The following is a 16,447-nucleotide window of genomic DNA, read 5'->3' on the forward strand; positions in this document are numbered from 1 at the left end:
CGCCGGTGACACGGATCGCGCCGGATCACCTCCGGTGCTCCTGAACGGCCGGGCGGTTCTCTGTGGGGGAGAGCCGCCCGGCCTCGGCGTTTCGGGAACCCCGGTGTCAGCCGCCGAGGTCAACCACCGGCACCGGCCTCCGGCGGCAACCCCCATAGCGGCCACCGGCACCCATCACGCCCCTCAACTGCCGCCGACCACCTACGAGTTCGGCACCCTCAGCCGTTCCCAGCTGACCTTCCCCGGCACCCCGTCCGCGTCCTTGCCCGAGAAGCCGAGCTTGCGCTGCCAGGCCGCGTACGACTTGCGGTGGGCCTCGTTCCAGTCCGGGCCGGGCCGCCCGTTCTTGTAGTGGCCGCAGCCCTCGGCCACCAGGCGCTCGCCCATCGCCGTGAGCACCGCACTGCGCTCCCCGGAGCGGAAGAAGCCACTGCTGGGGAAGGGTTCGTACGGCGGATACTCCGGCTTCGGGGGCACCGGCCGCCCGCCGCCGTCGTCACCCTTGCCGCCGTCCCCGCTGCCCGGCGGTCCCTCCGGCGCCTTCGCCAGCCGCCGTTTGATCCGGTCGCGCATCCCGTCCATCGTGAAGCCGCGCGGATCGACCTTCCCGGGCTGCCACTCCTTGTGGCCGATCACCGACCGTTCGCTCCACTTGTGCGCCCGGCAGATCGCCGCGGAGACCTTCTCGATCGCCACCTTCTGCTCCTCCGGCCACGGGTCCCCGCCGTTGCCGAGGTTGATGCACTCGAAGCCGTAGAAGTGGCGGTTCCCGTCGGTGTCGGCGGCGTTGTCCGGCGGCAGCTCCGTCTCGTTGATCACCGCTTTCAGCACATCGCGGTCGCCGAGACCGGCGTGATTGGCGCGCCCGTTGCCGACGAGGTGCACCTCGCCCTTCTTGTCGATCACGCCGTGGCACAGCGGTCCCGGCAGGTCGGCATGGCCGTCGTAACACAGGTCCACGGAGCTCTCGATGCCCTGGGTGACGGTGTGATGGATCATCACCCCGTGCAACGGGCCCCACCGGCCCTTGGCGTTGCGGTTGTGGGTACGCCAGCTGCGCACTTCATGGACGACCAGGCCCTCGTCGCGCAGCGCCTTGAGCAGCTGGGACGCGGTCAGCGGGGTGGCCATCAGCCCACCTCCCCGGAGTCCCGGTCGACCGCCGCCTCGGCCGCGGCCGTCGTCTGCGACCGGCTCCCGCGCGGCGCCCCCGCATCGCCCTCCGCATCGCCCGTCGCTTCTCCCGCCGCGCCGGACTCCTCGGCGTTCTCCTCGTCCCGCGCCGCCGCCTCCGCGGCCCGCGCCGCATCGTCCGCCGCCTGGATGTCCACCGACAGCGACCGGAACGACAGCCGCAGATCGGGCACCGCCTGCTCGCCGTGGATCCACGCCAGCGGCGCGTGGTGCACCGCGATCCCGGACGGCGGCGTGAGGAGCGGGCGGCGCGCCGCATCCGTCGGCCACTCCACGCTCCCGGTGGCCGTACGGGCCGGAATCAGCCAGAAGTCGCCGGTGCGGTAGGTGCCGCCGGCCTCGAAGTACACCTCGACGCCGTCCTCCAGCGGCAGCCAGCCGCCCTCCTCCACCGGCAGCGCACCGTGCTTGAGCCGCCCGCCCTTCGCGTCCCGCTTGACGCCTCGGGCGCCGCTCTCGTGGTGGTCCCAGCGGCGCAGATACGGATGCAGCTCGGGCCGGCGCCCGACGCCCGCCGCCGGTTCGTCCGAGAGCCGTACCCGCCGCCCCGGCAGATCCAGTTCCTCGACCCGCAGCAGCGGCAGCGCCTCGCCCCGGCTCGTGTACGCGGTGTCCACGAACTCGACCCGGTCGCCGACGTTCAGATCCAGCTTGTCGTCGCCGCCCAGGGTCGCCAACGCGGCCCAGGTGCCGTCGAGTTCGTCGACCGGGAAGGTGACGGAGCCGTTCTCCCGCGACCACTTGAACGTGGCGTCCTTCGCGGTGCCCGCGTCATGCACCTCGACCCGGTAGAGCTGGTTCTCCGGCCCCCGGTAGCGCGCGTCAGGCCTGACCAGGCACGGATCGTCGTCCGCATGGTCCGGGCGCTCGCTGCGCGCCGCGAGCCGGGAGGCGGGGGCGGACTGCTGCCGCGCCCACGTGTCGAACGCCTTGCGGATGTCGCCGACCGGCGGGTTGTCGCCGTCCAGCCCCAGCGCGCTGCCGGGCAGCGGCAGCACCTGCCACACCACCTTCGCGCGGGCCGCGGTGTCCGGCAGCGCCGAGCCCAGCGCGACCTCGCGCAGCGCCGGGTCCTCGGCCGCGGTGACCACCCGCTCCCACACCTTCAGATACACCAGGTACGGGTACTGGCCGGGCAGCCGGTCACCGGGCCGCTCCGGGTCGCGGAAGGCGTCGGGCTGGTCCCAGTACGTCCAGGCGGTGGGCGGTGCCGCCGGCTCGGCCCCGTCCTCGCCCTCCTGCTCCGCGGCCCGCTCGGCGTCGTCCCCGTCCCCGGCCCCCTGCGCGGGCACGGGTGTTCCGGGCTGCGGCCGGGTCGCATCGAGAAGGATGCCGTCCACGTAGTAGCGGCCGCCGCCGATGACCAGGTCGTCCAGCTCGCGGCTGCGGGCCTGGAGGTCGATCTTGAAGCCGGTGGCGCCGTCCGGCCCGCCGTGCTGTCCGATCAGATCGGCGGCGAGCGTCCGGGCCTGGAAGAGCTGTATCGCGGTCTGTTCGTTGGCGTCGGCGTCGAGCTGGACGCGGCCCTGCTGGGCGATCACCGCGGAGTAGTGCCGCTCCGGCCGGTGGGTGATGCGGGAGAGATCAGCGTGCATGGAAGGGGTCCCCCTCGTACGGAAGGTCGGATCGGTGGTCGGGTGCGGGCGGCTGGTTCACGGCACTGACGTCTGGAGCACGGCGGCGGTCAGGTCACCCACACGATCCCCGCATCGGTCCCCGCCGGGGTGTACTCCGCGAGCCGGGCCCGCAGACTGTCCTCGCGCTGCGGCTGGTAGAGGTCGTGGTACGCGCCCATTTCCGCGCCGTCCTCCGCGCCGCGCCGGATCTCCTCGGCGCAGCCCGCCGCCAACTGCCCGTACCACGGCGTCCCGTAGCGCTCGCCGCGCAGCAGCGGCCGCACCCGCGCCGCGTCCCCGGGCTCCGCCAGGTCCGGCTGGCAGCGGTAGCGGCGCGGGGTGCGCGACCCCGGCGGGACGTAACTGAAGCGCAGACAGCCGATGCCGCGCCGGGCGACGTGCATCCGCCCGGTGAAGATGCTGTTCTCGGCGAGCTGCACGGCATGGGTGTGGACCTCGCCGATGACGGTGGTCCGGTGCGCGTACAGCACCGCATGCGCATGCCGGCAGTCGGGCGCCGACAGGGCCTCGCGGTCGGAGCCGGTGGCGTCCAGTACGGAGTCGCGGAGGTGGATCGGCAGCGGGTCCTCGGACACCTCGTCCCCGATGACCTCGATCGTGCCCAGGATCGTCCGGTCGATCTCCACACACGCGGTCGTCCGGTCCAGGACCAGGCTCGGCTCCTCCGGCGAGTGCGGTGCGCACTCCGGCTCCAGCGACCAGCCCGGTACGAGGGTGCAGTGCCGCAGGACCAGCGAGCCCATCGGGCCGGTGACATTCAGCCCCCGGCCGGTGACCAGCAGCCCGTCCAGCACCATCCGCGGCCGCTCACCGGGCGCGCAGTCGTCCCGTGCCCGGATGTTGAGCGCATCCGGCCGGTTGCTGTACCAGTCCAGCAGCCGGATGACCGGCCGGGTCCCCTCGGCGGCGCGCAGCTCCAGCCGGTCGCCGGGGTCCAGGTCGAAGTCCAGCTGCTCCTGATACGCGCCGCTGTGGGTGATCTCGATGATGCCGTCGGGTCCGCACCGCCCGCCCCGCCGGTCGTGCTGCCACGCCCCGTAGGCGTCCATGATCCGCCGGTAGGTCTGGCCGGGCCCGACCCGGTAGACGGCGGCATCGGGGGCGGTCTCCCTCTCCCGGTCGTACTCCCCGCCGCCCAGCTCGTCCCCGAACCCGTAGTGGTAGTCCACCCATACGCCCTGCCGGGGCGCCGACCGCGAGCCGAAGGCGATCCGTCCCCGTTCCGGGTCCACCGCCACCTGCCCGCGCTTGGGCCGGTAGCGCCAGTCGCTCAGGTCGGCGACGACGATGTCGGCCGGTGGCACCGGGTTGTCCTCGCCGTCCCGCCGGATGACGAAGCTCTTGCCCGGCCCGTAGTAGTCCGCGAGCCGGTCGTGCAGCTGGCGGCGGCGGATCGCGGCCGGGACGTTGTCGAGGGCCGCGAGGTGCGCGGCGGACGGCTCCGGCTCCGGACGGGTCACCAGCGCCGTGTCATTGCCCAGGATGGAGAAGGTGTAGAGGCTGCGGGCCCGGTCGATGCAGTACGCCGGCGCCCGCGTCACGGAATAGGGCTTCAGCCGCCAGACGAACAGCCCGACTCCTGCCGGGGTGTAACCACCTTGCGTGCGGCGGGAGTTGACGCGCCGGACATCCACCGTCCGGGCCACCGTGCCGAACGGCCCGCCGGCCAGATCCAGCGCCGCACCGTCCCGTACGTCCACCAGCCGCCCGCGCCCGGCCCGCCGCGCGTTGACCGCCTCGGTGCCCGACCCGTACAGCTTCACCGGCTGGTGGTGCCCGACCAGCCGGGAGAACTCCACCGCCCGCGCCGGCCATCCCGCCACCGACTCCGACAGCTCCTCCAGCAGCGCGAGGGTGCCCTTGCGCCGCCGGTTGCCGACCGTCGCCGCCACATCGCGGCGCGGCGCCAGCGCCTCGGCCAGCCGCCGCCGCGAGGAGTCCGGCAGCCCGCCGTCCCGCAGCCCCGTCGCCAGCACCCGCTCGTACCCCGGCAGCGGGCGGTAGCCCATCAGATCCCCCAGGTACGGCAGCACCCACTCGGCGGCGCTCTCCACGAACCAGTCGTCGTACTGCTGGGCGACGCCGTCGCGCACCCGGTCCACCTGCTCGGCAATCACGGCCAGCAGCGCGCGCAGGGGCTCTCCGTTCTCGGCGTCGCGCAGCCGGTGCCACTGCGGCAGCAGCTCCGCGAGCCCGTCCGGCTCCCTCGTCGTCATCGGGTTACCTCCGTGAGGATCAGCGTGTCCGCGACCTGCGGCGAGAACAGCGCGAGCTGGGCCGGCCGGATGCCGCGGAAGACGCACACCGCGCGGCCCTTGGCCAGCGGCCGGGTGTCGGTGATGTCGGGGTTCAGGCGCAGGAGTTCGGCGAGCGGGATGCCGTAGCGGGCGGTGACCGCGGTGAGCGTCTCTCCGTCGGCGGACGTCACCTCGTGGACCTGCTCGTCGTAGGTGGCGAGCCGGGCGGGGACGACGGCAGGGGGAGGGCCGTCGAACCGGTCGGCGAGCCGGGTCAGTTCGGCGGGCGTCACGGAGGCCGGGATCCCGGTGAAGGCATCCACGTCCACGTAATCCACCCCGGGCACGGACTGCGCGGTCGCCAGCACCTCGGACAGCCGGGCCGGTTGCCCCAACTCCCGCCCGTCATAGCCGAGTTCATGCAACAAGGCCGCCCGCAGCCGCGGCTCCACCAGCGCCCATGCGTGATCCGGCGCCACCTTCACCTTCGCCACGAGCAGCAGCAGCACCGGCTCCCGCACGTCCACCCGCACCGGCAGCCGGGAATCCCCGTACTCGGCGAGGGAGGAACGCAGCGCCCGCAGCACCTCCGCGTCCGGCGCGAGCGGGATGTCGTCCACCCCGGCCACCGTCAGATGCAGCACCTTGCGCCGCCCGTCGTACAGCTCGCGCGCCGCGGCCCGCCCGATGCCCGCCCGCGACCGGGCGAAGTCCTCGTAGTCCGCCAGCGACACCAGCCGGTCCAGCGCGGAGACCGCCAGCGGCACCGTACGGCGGGTCAGCCCCGAGCCGTCGGCGTCCGCGCCGCCGGTCGCGGGCTGCGGGTTGGTGACCCCCGTGACGCCCAGCGGCCGGGTGATCACCTGGGTGATCCGGTTCGCGGCCACATTCGCGGCCCGGCCGGTGCCGAAGCGGTAGCGGGCCCGTACGTTGTCGTGGCCGGTCGGCAGCCGGGCGCCGTGCACCCCGTCGCCGAAGGTCACCGTCGTCCGTGCCCCGCCGTCGCCCGCGGAGCCCAGCACATACACCCGCTCCCGCGGGCCCCGCCCGGCCAGGCTGTCCACCGCATGCCACAGCAGACCGTCGACCCGCACCTCAAGCTCCGGCGTGGCGCCCAGCGGATTGTCGTCCGGCAGCCAGGTCAGCGGCGACTGCCACAGCGCGAACGTCTGGTTCGCCCGCGCGCTGTCCCCGCTCCCGATCGCCTCGTCCCGGCTCTCGCCCTGCGTGGCGGCCACGACATTGCCCTGGATGCGGACGGTGTCGCGGCGGTAGCGGTAGGCGAGGTCGGCGGTGAGGGTGAGCGTGGTGTGCACATGGTCGCCGGGCAGATCGGGGTCCAGCCCCTGGTCCACCGCGGCGATCACGGCCAGCTCGGTCGCCCGCAGCCCCGCCGAGCCCGGAATCCCCGGCACATCCGTGCGCTCACCGGAGACGATGAGCCGCCGGCCGGGCCGCAACCCGTCGTACAGCTCCGCCAGTTCGAGCGCGTTGCCGTGCACGTCCTCGCCCAGCGGCTCGTCCGCCATCCGCAGCGGCCGGCCGCCCGCGTGCACGGTCGTGTCCCGGATCGCGGACAGCACCACATCGTGCGCGTCCAGCCACGGGTCGGCCAGCGTCAGCTCCGTACCGCGCCCGGTGATCCCGAAGTTGGTGTACGCGGCGGTACGCACCGCCGTCACCCGGGTCGTGACGAACGCCAGCTTCTTGTCGCCGGGGATCCCGTCGTTGCCGCCCGCGCCCTTCCGGGGCCGCTGGACGACGACCCAGCTGCCGACCGTGATGCCGTCCTGGACGGAGTCCAGCGGCAGCACATGGCGGTTGGCGGCCGCCGGGACCGTCGCGATGCCGATCTCCACGGCGGGCGGCTCCCCGGCCGAGGTGCGGCGCACCGTCACCTCGTACTCGCCGTGCCGGATCTGGTCCTGATCGCCCGGCTGGAGATGCCAGGTCTTCGTCTGGCCGTTGTTGACCGCGACCTCGATCCGGCCCGCCTCGTCCGGGCGGGCCACGAACAGGCCGCGCTCCGGCAGCCCGGCCCGCAGCCGCGCCGTGATGCCCGACCCCTGAGAGTCGGTCGCGCGGCGGCCCAGCCAGCTCAGATCGTGGTCCTGCCCCGTGCCGGTGGACAGTTCGACCCGGCCGGGGCCCAGGGTGAAGGGTTCGTCCGACGGCAGATTCACGGTGTGCTGCACGGTCCGGCCGGTCTCGATGTGCTCGAACTCCGCCTTCACCGGCACCTTGCCCGCCGTGTCGAACACGATCCGCATGCTGGTCAGCACGCCACCGGTCAGCGGCCAGTCCGCCTGCCGGATCACCCGGCCCGCCTCGTCCTGTACGGGCTTGAGCGGCGCGGTCGCCCCGAAGGGCGCCGCCGTCACCCCCATCGCCAGCACCTCGCGGAGCGCGGACGGCGCCCCGGAGGCCGCCTGCCGCCAGGCCGGGTACATCCCGTCCGCGAGCCGCGGGTCCAGCGCGGGCAGCAGCCGCGCGGTGAGGTCCGAGCCGGGGCCGAACAGACGGCCCGCGGTACGGGCGCCCGCACCGGTGCCGGACGGCGGGCGGACGACGCTGGTGCGGAGGGCGGGGAGGAGGGAGGCCAGGGCACCGAGGGCGGGCGAGCGGGGGGCGGGCGAGCCGGGCCGGTCCTGCGCCGCTTTGCTCGCTCCGGGCCCCGGCTTCCCGGGGACGGTGGACACCGGATCCAAGTCCTGCGCCCGCTCGCGGAGTTCGCCGACCACCGCCGCCAGCTCCTCGAACCAGGCCGCCACCTCCTCGTACGGCTCGGCGAGCACCTGCGCCTCCGCCAGCCGCTCATGCGGCCCGGCCAGCCGTGCGGCGAAGGCGGCGGGCGTGGTGAGGGACCCCAGATCCTTGCGCAGCGGCGCCAGCACCTGGACGTCGAAGGTGTCGATCAGCCTGCTGACCGGGCGGGGGTTGGGCGTCTCCGGAGTGGGCTCAGGGGGATAGTCCGGATCATCCGGATCCCCCGCCTCCGCCGGCTCGGTGATCCACTGCCGCAGCTCCTCCACCAGCTCCCGCAACGTGGGCGGCGCGGACCGCGGCAGGCCGATCGCGGTGAGGTCCTCGTCCCGGTCGATCCGGACCTTCGCCACCGGCAGCAGCAGCTGCTCCCGCCCGAAGTCGAACAGCAGCTGGTCACCGGTCTGGAGCTGGGTGGACGTACCGGCCAGGAACAGCTCCGCACGCTTCGCCAGATCCTCCGGCACCAGCAGGCCCGGCCGGCGCCTGCGCACCTTCAGCAGATTCCAGTCCCAGCGCGCCGTCAGGTCCTCGTCCGTCTCGAAGGTCTGCGGCTCCTCGCCGGTCGCCGCGGGCACGCTGTGGCTGCGCGAGCCGCGCGGGATGACCACCGGCAGATCCGGGGCGCGCGGGTCCTTGTCGAGGGTGTACGCGAGATGGGTGTCGGCCGCGACGCCCGGCCGCGGCCGGTGCCCGACCAGCCGCCCGAGGAGGGCGAGGGACCGGTGCTCGTTGGCGGTCCGCAGATACCCCTCGTCCGCGATCCGCTCGCTGTGGAACGTCAGGACGTCGCCGAGCACCGCCCAGGCGTCCAGCAGCCCGATCGCCGGATCGTCCGGCGTCCGTACGGTCAGCCCGCGCAGCGCCGGATAGGCGGGGGAGGCCAGCCGGTCCAGCATCCCGGCGAGGAAGCTGCCGTGGTCGCCGACGCGGTAGTCGAGGGCCGTGCGGCCCGGGGGGTTGTAGAGGGCGTCGGGGGCGCGGCGCTCGTCGCTGCTCCCACCGCTCCCACCGCAGCCGCAGTCGCAGGCGCTCATCGGGCACTCCCCAACTCAAGGGTCAGCCGGCCGTTCTCGGGCCGCTCCGGGTCGTTGTCGCACACGGCGATCTCCAGCGGGCCGAGCCGCAGCACACCGTCCTCCAGCGCTCTGTTGTCGAGGGGTTCCTGAGAGAAGAGCCGTTGCAGCCGGGTCACCCGTACGCTCGCCACCCCCGGTACGGCCGCGGCCACCGCCACGAGGCGGCTGAGCCGCACCGGCTCGCCGAACGTCAGCGCGTCCGGATGGAAGAAGCCGAGTCGGCCGCCCGACAGCCGGCGGTTGCCGAGCACCCGCATCAACTCGGCGCGGATCCGGCCGTGTTGATGGCCGGGCGTGGCGCAGACCTCGATCGCGAGGTCGAGCGGCACGGTCCGGGCCGGGGCCACCACGAGGTCGTGCCCGATGCGCCGGTAGCTCTCCAGCGCGTACGCGACGGAGTCCAGCAGCTGCTGCGAGGGCTCACCGCTCCGTGCCGCATCGATCGCGACATGCGCCTCCTGGACGCTGCCGGTCCATCGGATCTCGGCCGCGGCGCGCTGCACGCCCGGCAGCGCGGACGCCAGCTCCGCGTAGTCCGCCGCCGTCACGGCCCGCAGCCGGGTGCGCTTGAGGTCGAGGGGGGCGAGCTGGCGCACCTGCTCGACGGGTTCGGGCTCGGTGCCGCCGGTGGCGGGAAGGGGGTTGCGGACCCCGGCCACGGGCAGCGGCTCGGCGGCGTCCGAGGCCTCCGGGTCCCGGCTGAGGACCAGATGGTTGATCGCCTCGGCGCCGACATTGCCCGCCGTGCCGCCGCCCAGGCGGTAGTGGAGCGTGAGCCGGGCGCCGGGCTCGGGCCGGGCCCCGTAGCGCCCGTCGCCGAACCGCAGCGCCAGCCGCCCGTCGTCCTGCAGCTCACCGACGAAGTGCCGGTCGCGGGGGCCGCTGTCGAGCAGGTCGCGGCGGGGCAGCCAGGTCCGCTCCCCGTCGTCGAGGCGTACGGCGGGCAGCGCGGCCCGCGGATCGGGCAGCAGCCCGGCCGCCGGCCCGTGCAGCACCGGCTCGTCCGGGTCCAGCCCCACGGCGTACGCCGGACCCCAGCTGTGCGCGATCTCCCAGGCGATCCGCCGGTCCAGCACCGCACCGGCACGGGCCCGCGCGCTCAGCACCTCCAGACGGCGCAGCTTGGCGTCCAGCAGCCGGTCGCCACGGTGCAGCAGCTCGCGCAGCGCCCGCACCGGGTGGCGGCGCAGCTCGAACCGTTCGAGGGTCTTCAGGCCGAACACCACCGCCAGCTCGGCGATCTCGGCCTCCGCCAGCCCGTCGCGGTCCCGGGCGCTGCGCCACAGCTCGACGAGCCGGTCCCGGACGCGCTCCCGTATCCCCGCCAGCCGGTCGGCCTGCCCGGCCGCCACCTGCGCGGGCTGCGGGAACGGCACGGTCTGGGCGACGGGGGAGCGGTGCAGCACGGGCGCGAACCGCGGCCGGATGCCCGGGTAGACGGACTGCGCGAGCAGCGTACGGAGCGCCTCGGCCTGCGCATACGCCGTACCGGGGACGACCCTCTCCCGGCGCTGCCCGGCCGACTCCAGCCCGAGCCCGGCCCGTACGGTCGCCTCCTCGCCGACGACGGTGAACAGCTCACGGATGTCGTCGGGGGTGAGGGCTTCATGCCCACGCGCCTTGCTCAGCAGGGCGTTGAGGGTGCGCGCGGTGCCATTGCCGCGGTCCTTCCGGTCGGCGCAGCCGAAGGCCGGCGGCTCGCAGGACCCGAGGACGGCCGGCGCGGGCGGAACGGTCACCGTTTCCGGCTCCGTCTCCGCCGCCGCATGCCCGAAGGCCGGCGACCGCCCGTGATCGACCAGGACGACATTGGCCCGCGCCACGCTCACGTCCTCGACGGGCGCGCAGTCCGCACCGCCGCGGGTCGACAGGCACAGCGGGAAGGCGAGCGCATCGGCCGCCGCCCAGGTGACCTCCAGCACCGGCTGGTCGTCGAGCCGGTCGACGGCCGGGGTGACGGAGGTGAGCCGTACGACCTGCCGGTGCGCCGGGTCCTGATCGCCGGGCGTACCCGTGCGCGGCCCCTTGACCTCCTCGAACAGCAGCAGGTCACCGGGGGAGAGGCGGAGCGCACGGGTCTCGCACGCCGCGTCCGTCCAGGCGTCCCGCAGCGTCGCGCCGGTCGCGCCCTTCGGCAGGGCGGTGATCTCCTCGCCCCAGGTCCACAGGCGGATGACGTTGTGCTCGGGCCGCAGGGCGAGCGGCCCGTCGGCCACCGGCTCGAAGACCTCCACCGACCCGCGCTCGTCCAGCACCGCCAGATCCCGGTCGTCGATGACGATGCCGAGCTCCGGCCGGTCCCGCGGGCCGTAGGTCCTGCCGTCCACGGCCGCGAAGCGGAACTCGCCCGCCAGCAGCGTGAGTTCCGCCGCGACCTCCACCGAGACGAAGGCGCGGGCGCTGCACCCGTCATGCATCGGATAGTCGATGAGCCGGACGTGCCGCCGTACGGAAACCCTCCGCCGCGCCGTGTCCAGATACGCCTCCGTCGCCACCGCGTCCTGCTGGTAGCTGATCTGGTCGGCGGTGTACGCCAGCAGCTCGACCAGCGTCGTCCCCAGATCCGCCGGACTGCGCTCGACCCAGTCGGGGGTCGTCAGACGCATCCGGTCCAGGACGACCTGCCGCAGGGTGTCGTAGTCGCGGGCGGTGTAGTCGATGACGGGCGCCGGCCGGAAGGTGTCCGGGCAGTCGCCCGGCCCGGTGCCGCCCTCCTCGTCCGCACAGTCGAAGGGGCTCGGGCAATCGGGCCGGAAGGAGAACTCCTGGCTGAAGTACCGCTGGTCGAAGCCCTCGTACGGCTCGGTGCCGGGCCGCCCGTAAGGATCGGTCTCGACGAGGGAGAGGCGGTAGCGCGAGGTGTCCCCGGCCCGGTCCAGCGTCACCAGCAGCCGGTCGTCGAGCTCGGGATCCTCCTCCCGCTCCGCGCAGACCTCGACGGCCTCCATTCCTGTGATCCTGCGCCCACCATCGATACGGACGTTCTCCGGCCGCAGCCCGTGCGGCGCCTTGCCGAGAAAGGTGACGGTCAGCGTCACGCCGTCGTCGGCGACCTCCACCGCATCGACGCCGTTGAGCCGCGCCGCCCTGACCCGCCCGCGCCGCCCCTCCCCGGCACCCTTCAACTCGCCTGTCGTCGCGCCCTGTTGCTGCTGGCTCATCCCTCGCCCCGCCCCTCGAACACCTCATCGCGCCGGCTCGCGGTGGAGCGCACCACATAGCGCAGATACACCCGTACGACGTTCTCCTCGCTCACCACGTCCAGCGACTCGACCTCGATGAGGTCGCCCAGCCACCGCTGCAACGAGGCCTGCACGGACAGCTCCACCGCCGACGACAGCTCCGGGCTGTTCGGCGTGAAGACCAGATCCAGCAGCCCGCACCCGAAGTCCGGCCGCATCACCCGCTCACCGGGACTGGTGAACAACAACTGCTCGATCAGATCCCGCACATGCGCGTCGTGACCGGCGTGCGCGGTCCGCCCCCGCCGGTCGATCCGAAACGGAAACGCGATCTCGGTATGTACCTTCTTCGCAGCCCTCATCGGCTGGACACCCCCTGGCCCTGATGGACGGACGCCACGACCGGCGGGCCCTGCGGCACCAGCCCGGCGCTGAAACACATCGCCGCCGTGGTGTCCAGCAGCACCGGTACCCCGTCGACGCGTACGGCCTGATCCCCGACGTCCGCTGTCCACCGCACGCTCGTGCACGGCTGCGGACACCCGCCGACGCGGTGCATACATCCACTGACCGTGAAAAGGCCCGCGGCGGTGGCCACCGGCGCGTCATCGATCCGCACACCGCTGTGCCCGCCCGCCGAACCCGCGGACACCACGCGTCCGCCGTGCGGACAACTGATCGCGGTCCCGCCGTGCACAAGATTCCCGCTCGCCATCTTCCTGCCCCCTCCCCGTGTCTTTTCCCGTGTCTCTTTCCTGTGCCTTTTCCTGTGCCTTTTCCTGTGTCTCTTTCAGCGCCTCTTGGGAACCGTCAGCCGGCCGTCGTTGATGTCGACCTGATCCCCGACCAGCGAAATTGAGGCACCATGCCCGTTGTTGATATGCACACCGGTCGCATCGATCCGCACGTACGCACCGCCTGGCGCTTCCAGCAAAATCCCGTTCGTCGGCACGTCCGACATCACAATCTTGTGCTTCTTCGGCGTCTGGATAACGACGGGATGCGCCGTGGACGGATCGGTCTGCGCATCCTCCGGCAATTCCTCCCGACTGCCGTACCAACACCCCACCCAGATCGGATAACTGGGCTCCCCCTGCTCGAACTCCACCCACACACCCGCCCCGACCGACGGCACGACCACCTGCCCCGCCTGCGGCCCGGTGAACGGGAAACAGGGCAGCGCCCACGTCGACGGCTCCTCACCGAGCACATCTGGAACCTGGACGATCAGCCGTCCCCGCCCCATAGGGTCGTTGTTGTCCACCACCCGGCCGCGGAACTTGCCGAGAAAGCGGTTGTTAGGTGCACCGGCCATTACTCACATCTCCTGGTTCCAGCGAGCGCTGCTCTACGGGCCTGCGGGCGTAGCGGCCTATGGGCGTACCGGCCTGCGCGGCTACCGGCCTACGGGCCTATGGGCGTACGGTCCCGCTACGGGCGATCAGGCCCTCCCGCGACAGGGTGAAGTTCTGCTGGTACGACCCGGGGCGCAGATTGGTCGTCACACTCTTCACGTAGTAGTCGCCGTCATACGTCACCCCGGCACCCCGCACCCCGACCAACTCCCGCGGCCGCAACACATATCCATGCCGATTGACGTCCAGCGATCCCGACCCGGAGATGGCATCTGCGGATGTCGCCGCCCGTCCGAGGGCCTCCGCCTTGGCGATTCCCTCATCCCGCTTCGCCGTTCCACTCAGCGTCTTCCTCTTCAGCGCCGGCGAGGCCCGCCGCCCGAGCGGCGGCCTGAGCGGACTGATATCGGGCTGCGCGAGCAACGGCGCCCGCCGGGTCACCGGATCCTGCACCCGCGCCTGCGGCTCTTCCCTGGCCGTCCCGTCATACGCGAACGTCAACTGATCCACCGTCGAGTTCACATCCATATTCACGTTCAACGCGTGCTGCCGCTGCCCGAGCCGCTGCTCCGGCCCCCAGAACGCCGTCGACCGCCCCGGCACCGGCCCCGGATCCAGATAGAACGTATAACCGTTCGCCCTCGCCAACTCATTCACATACTGCAGATCGGTGCCGACCTGGTAATCAACACGCAACTGCTCCCGCGGCGGCTGCGGAATCTGCTCCCGAATAATCCGAGCATCGATCCCGTAATCCGCGTACTGCCCCAAAATCCGCTCAATCCGCTGCGAGGGCGCCAGATTCGGATACCGGTCGGCCCGCTCCTCCAGGTCCATCAGCAGGGTGAGATCTTCACCGGTGATGGTGAGGGTCGTCTGGCCGGGCTGATTACTGGCCCCCACCTCCTGCCGCACAATCAACCCGTCCAGCAACACAAATGGCGTCCCCTTGATGGAAACCGCCACAATCACCCGCGTCTTGGGATCAAAAAACCCCTCGGGCAACAACCGCTGAACGATCGCCCCCTTCTTCGTCAGATCGAAGGCGATCTGAAACCCAGACCTCTCACCCGCCGTACTTGTGATCTGCGCCGACAGCAGGGCCTCGGTCACTTCCGCCGGCACCGGCCGCGCCGACTTCGGCCCCATGTACAACGAAACATGGATCGGGCCCCGCCCGACCGGCTCATCAGCCATTCCTCACACCCGGCCCACCCATCCCGCCCGAGAACCCACCCGGCAACGGAACGGCTATCTCCTCACCCGGCTCATCCGTCAACTCCCGCGGATCCAGCACCGGATTGGCATCAGCAATGCGCCACCACTGCCCCGGATCCCCGAAGTACCGCTGCCCCAGCTGATCCGGCCGCTCGCCACTGCTGACGGTGTGCGGCACGGCCTCCTCGGCCGCATCCTCCAACCGCGGCAGCAACCGCCGCTTGGCGTACTTCACCTCGGTCCCATCGGGCATGCGATGCACCCCGATCTCCACCTCGGCGTACCGACTGCTCCGCGGATACGGATGCGCCCCGGGAACATCATCCAAAGCCCGCTCATACGGCTCGATCACGTCTCAGATCCCCCTCCCGCCAAGCCCAAGCGCCGCAAAACTCCCGCCCCGAGCGGCCCTCGCCAACTGCTCCTTCTGCGCCAGGTGCGCGAGGTACAACTCCGCCCCCCGATGCCCCGCCGGCAGATCACTCACCGTCAAAATCTTCATCCCGATACTGAGCGAAGCCCTGATCGGGTTGAGATTCACATCAAACGCCGACTCATTAACCGACAACTCGGTGAGCCGGACGGGCATGACCCGCTTGCTCCCCCACGTGAAAAGCGTGAGCGGCATCTCAATGGGACTGATCTCGATGGTGCCCTTCTTGCTGAGGTGAGAAGCGGCCCTGAGCTGCGCGGTAGTGGGCTGCACCAACATCTCCAGCACGGCGAGCTGCGGATGAATCCCGTCGGGCGCAGCCACATCCAACTGATCGGTGGCATCAATCTCCGCCGTGAACTTCCACGTCTCCTGCGCCGGCCCTTTGAGTCTCAGCGCTTCGTTTCTGTCCCCACCACTGTCCCCTCCACCGCCGCCCCCTTCCCCTCCAGCAGCCTGCGGCGAAACGGAGCGTTCCAGAGTGTCCGGGTTGAACTGAAGAACGATGATGCGCTGCGGCGTCCCGAGGTCGGGATCGACGATGACGACGCCGGAACGGATGGGCTTGGGAATATTTGCGTAGCGGGTCACAGGGTCCGCAGCCTTCCTGGTGAGTCTTGGGTGCGAATTGGCTATGCAGCCGTATCTGCTACCTACCGGAGCCGCTGCTCAGTCGCGCTCGAAGGGGCTCATAGTCGTACTCGGGGAAGATTTCGGGGAATACGCTCAACATATTCTTTATGTTCTCGGCGGCATCCTGGAAATCGCTGTCCTGCGTGGAGTTCTCGGCGAAGAGATGCTGCCAGCCGTAAGTTCCCTTGGTAACGAGAAGCATGTCAAGGTACTCGGCGTAGTCCAACTCCAACTTGAAGATGGAGTGAGTCCCCTCGTAATGCCATACCTCGGGTGAAGTCATGCCAGGGTGAATTCGCAGGCCTGTCAGACTGCCGCCGCCCCCTTGTAGCTGCTCGTCGAAAACGCGCAGCTCCGAGAAGGCCAGACGGTCTTTCTCCGGGGTATCTTCCGTGGCAAGGTCCACGCCGACCGTAAGCATCGCGGCAGCGAGATGACGGATCGAGAACTCCCCCCTCAAATGCATGCCGGCTCGTTCAATACCCCAGTGACTAGAAAGCCCCTCGAAGCGAAGGAAGCAGCGCTGGAGTGCTGGATCAAGAGAGACTCCTACCCATTCGGCGATATTCTTGAACGCGGTCGGGGCGTCCCCTATGGGAGCCTCGATGGGCCCCCTCTCTTCCTCGTAGACCGTAACCTCCGGCGCATACTTGAGCTCATCGAGCATGGCGAGATAGCGCAATTCATACACACTCAGCTTTGACATGGATCCCCCT

12 protein-coding genes are annotated in these 16,447 nt (G+C 71.5%); all 12 read right to left on the reverse strand.

The window, feature by feature from the left end; all coding sequences use genetic code 11:
* Positions 1 to 201: 201 nt before the first annotated feature.
* Complete coding sequence (locus AC5677_RS23835) at positions 202 to 1,131, reverse strand: peptidoglycan-binding protein (protein WP_497189955.1); 930 nt, start codon at positions 1,129 to 1,131, stop codon at positions 202 to 204.
* Positions 1,131 to 2,789 carry a DUF6519 domain-containing protein gene (locus AC5677_RS23840; RefSeq protein WP_497189956.1) on the reverse strand — a complete coding sequence of 553 codons (1,659 nt, stop codon included), beginning with the start codon at positions 2,787 to 2,789 and terminating at the stop codon, positions 1,131 to 1,133. Before AC5677_RS23840 ends, AC5677_RS23835 begins: the two co-directional genes overlap by 1 nt.
* Positions 2,790 to 2,878: 89 nt before the next feature.
* Positions 2,879 to 5,047, reverse strand: a complete 2,169-nt coding sequence (locus AC5677_RS23845; protein WP_497189957.1) for a hypothetical protein — start codon at positions 5,045 to 5,047, stop codon at positions 2,879 to 2,881.
* A complete protein-coding gene (locus AC5677_RS23850) occupies positions 5,044 to 8,868 on the reverse strand; it encodes a putative baseplate assembly protein (RefSeq protein ID WP_497189958.1) in 3,825 nt (1,274 codons plus the stop codon). Before AC5677_RS23850 ends, AC5677_RS23845 begins: the two co-directional genes overlap by 4 nt.
* Positions 8,865 to 12,071 carry a putative baseplate assembly protein gene (locus AC5677_RS23855; RefSeq protein WP_497189959.1) on the reverse strand — a complete coding sequence of 1,069 codons (3,207 nt, stop codon included), beginning with the start codon at positions 12,069 to 12,071 and terminating at the stop codon, positions 8,865 to 8,867. Before AC5677_RS23855 ends, AC5677_RS23850 begins: the two co-directional genes overlap by 4 nt.
* On the reverse strand, positions 12,068 to 12,454 hold the full coding sequence (locus tag AC5677_RS23860) for a GPW/gp25 family protein (RefSeq protein ID WP_497189960.1): 387 nt from the start codon (positions 12,452 to 12,454) through the stop codon (positions 12,068 to 12,070). Before AC5677_RS23860 ends, AC5677_RS23855 begins: the two co-directional genes overlap by 4 nt.
* Positions 12,451 to 12,612 carry a hypothetical protein gene (locus AC5677_RS23865; protein ID WP_497189961.1) on the reverse strand — a complete coding sequence of 54 codons (162 nt, stop codon included), beginning with the start codon at positions 12,610 to 12,612 and terminating at the stop codon, positions 12,451 to 12,453. The genes AC5677_RS23860 and AC5677_RS23865 overlap by 4 nt, the downstream gene beginning before the upstream one ends.
* 270 nt (positions 12,613 to 12,882) lie before the next feature.
* Positions 12,883 to 13,407: a phage baseplate assembly protein V gene (locus tag AC5677_RS23870; RefSeq protein WP_497189962.1), complete on the reverse strand. Its 525-nt coding sequence runs from the start codon at positions 13,405 to 13,407 to the stop codon at positions 12,883 to 12,885.
* A 97-nt stretch (positions 13,408 to 13,504) separates the two neighbouring features.
* Entirely contained in the window at positions 13,505 to 14,644 is a 1,140-nt protein-coding gene (locus tag AC5677_RS23875; protein ID WP_497189963.1) for a hypothetical protein, read from the reverse strand.
* Positions 14,637 to 15,017, reverse strand: coding sequence for a LysM peptidoglycan-binding domain-containing protein (locus AC5677_RS23880; protein WP_497189964.1), 381 nt, complete (start codon positions 15,015 to 15,017; stop codon positions 14,637 to 14,639). Before AC5677_RS23880 ends, AC5677_RS23875 begins: the two co-directional genes overlap by 8 nt.
* 3 nt (positions 15,018 to 15,020) lie before the next feature.
* The gene (locus tag AC5677_RS23885; RefSeq protein ID WP_497189965.1) at positions 15,021 to 15,689 is read right to left on the reverse strand and encodes a hypothetical protein; all 669 of its coding nucleotides are present in this window, start codon (positions 15,687 to 15,689) and stop codon (positions 15,021 to 15,023) included.
* 58 nt (positions 15,690 to 15,747) lie between these two features.
* Positions 15,748 to 16,437: a hypothetical protein gene (locus AC5677_RS23890; RefSeq protein ID WP_497189966.1), complete on the reverse strand. Its 690-nt coding sequence runs from the start codon at positions 16,435 to 16,437 to the stop codon at positions 15,748 to 15,750.
* Positions 16,438 to 16,447: the final 10 nt, after the last annotated feature.

The organism is Streptomyces sp. JLSY215 (genome assembly GCF_059682825.1).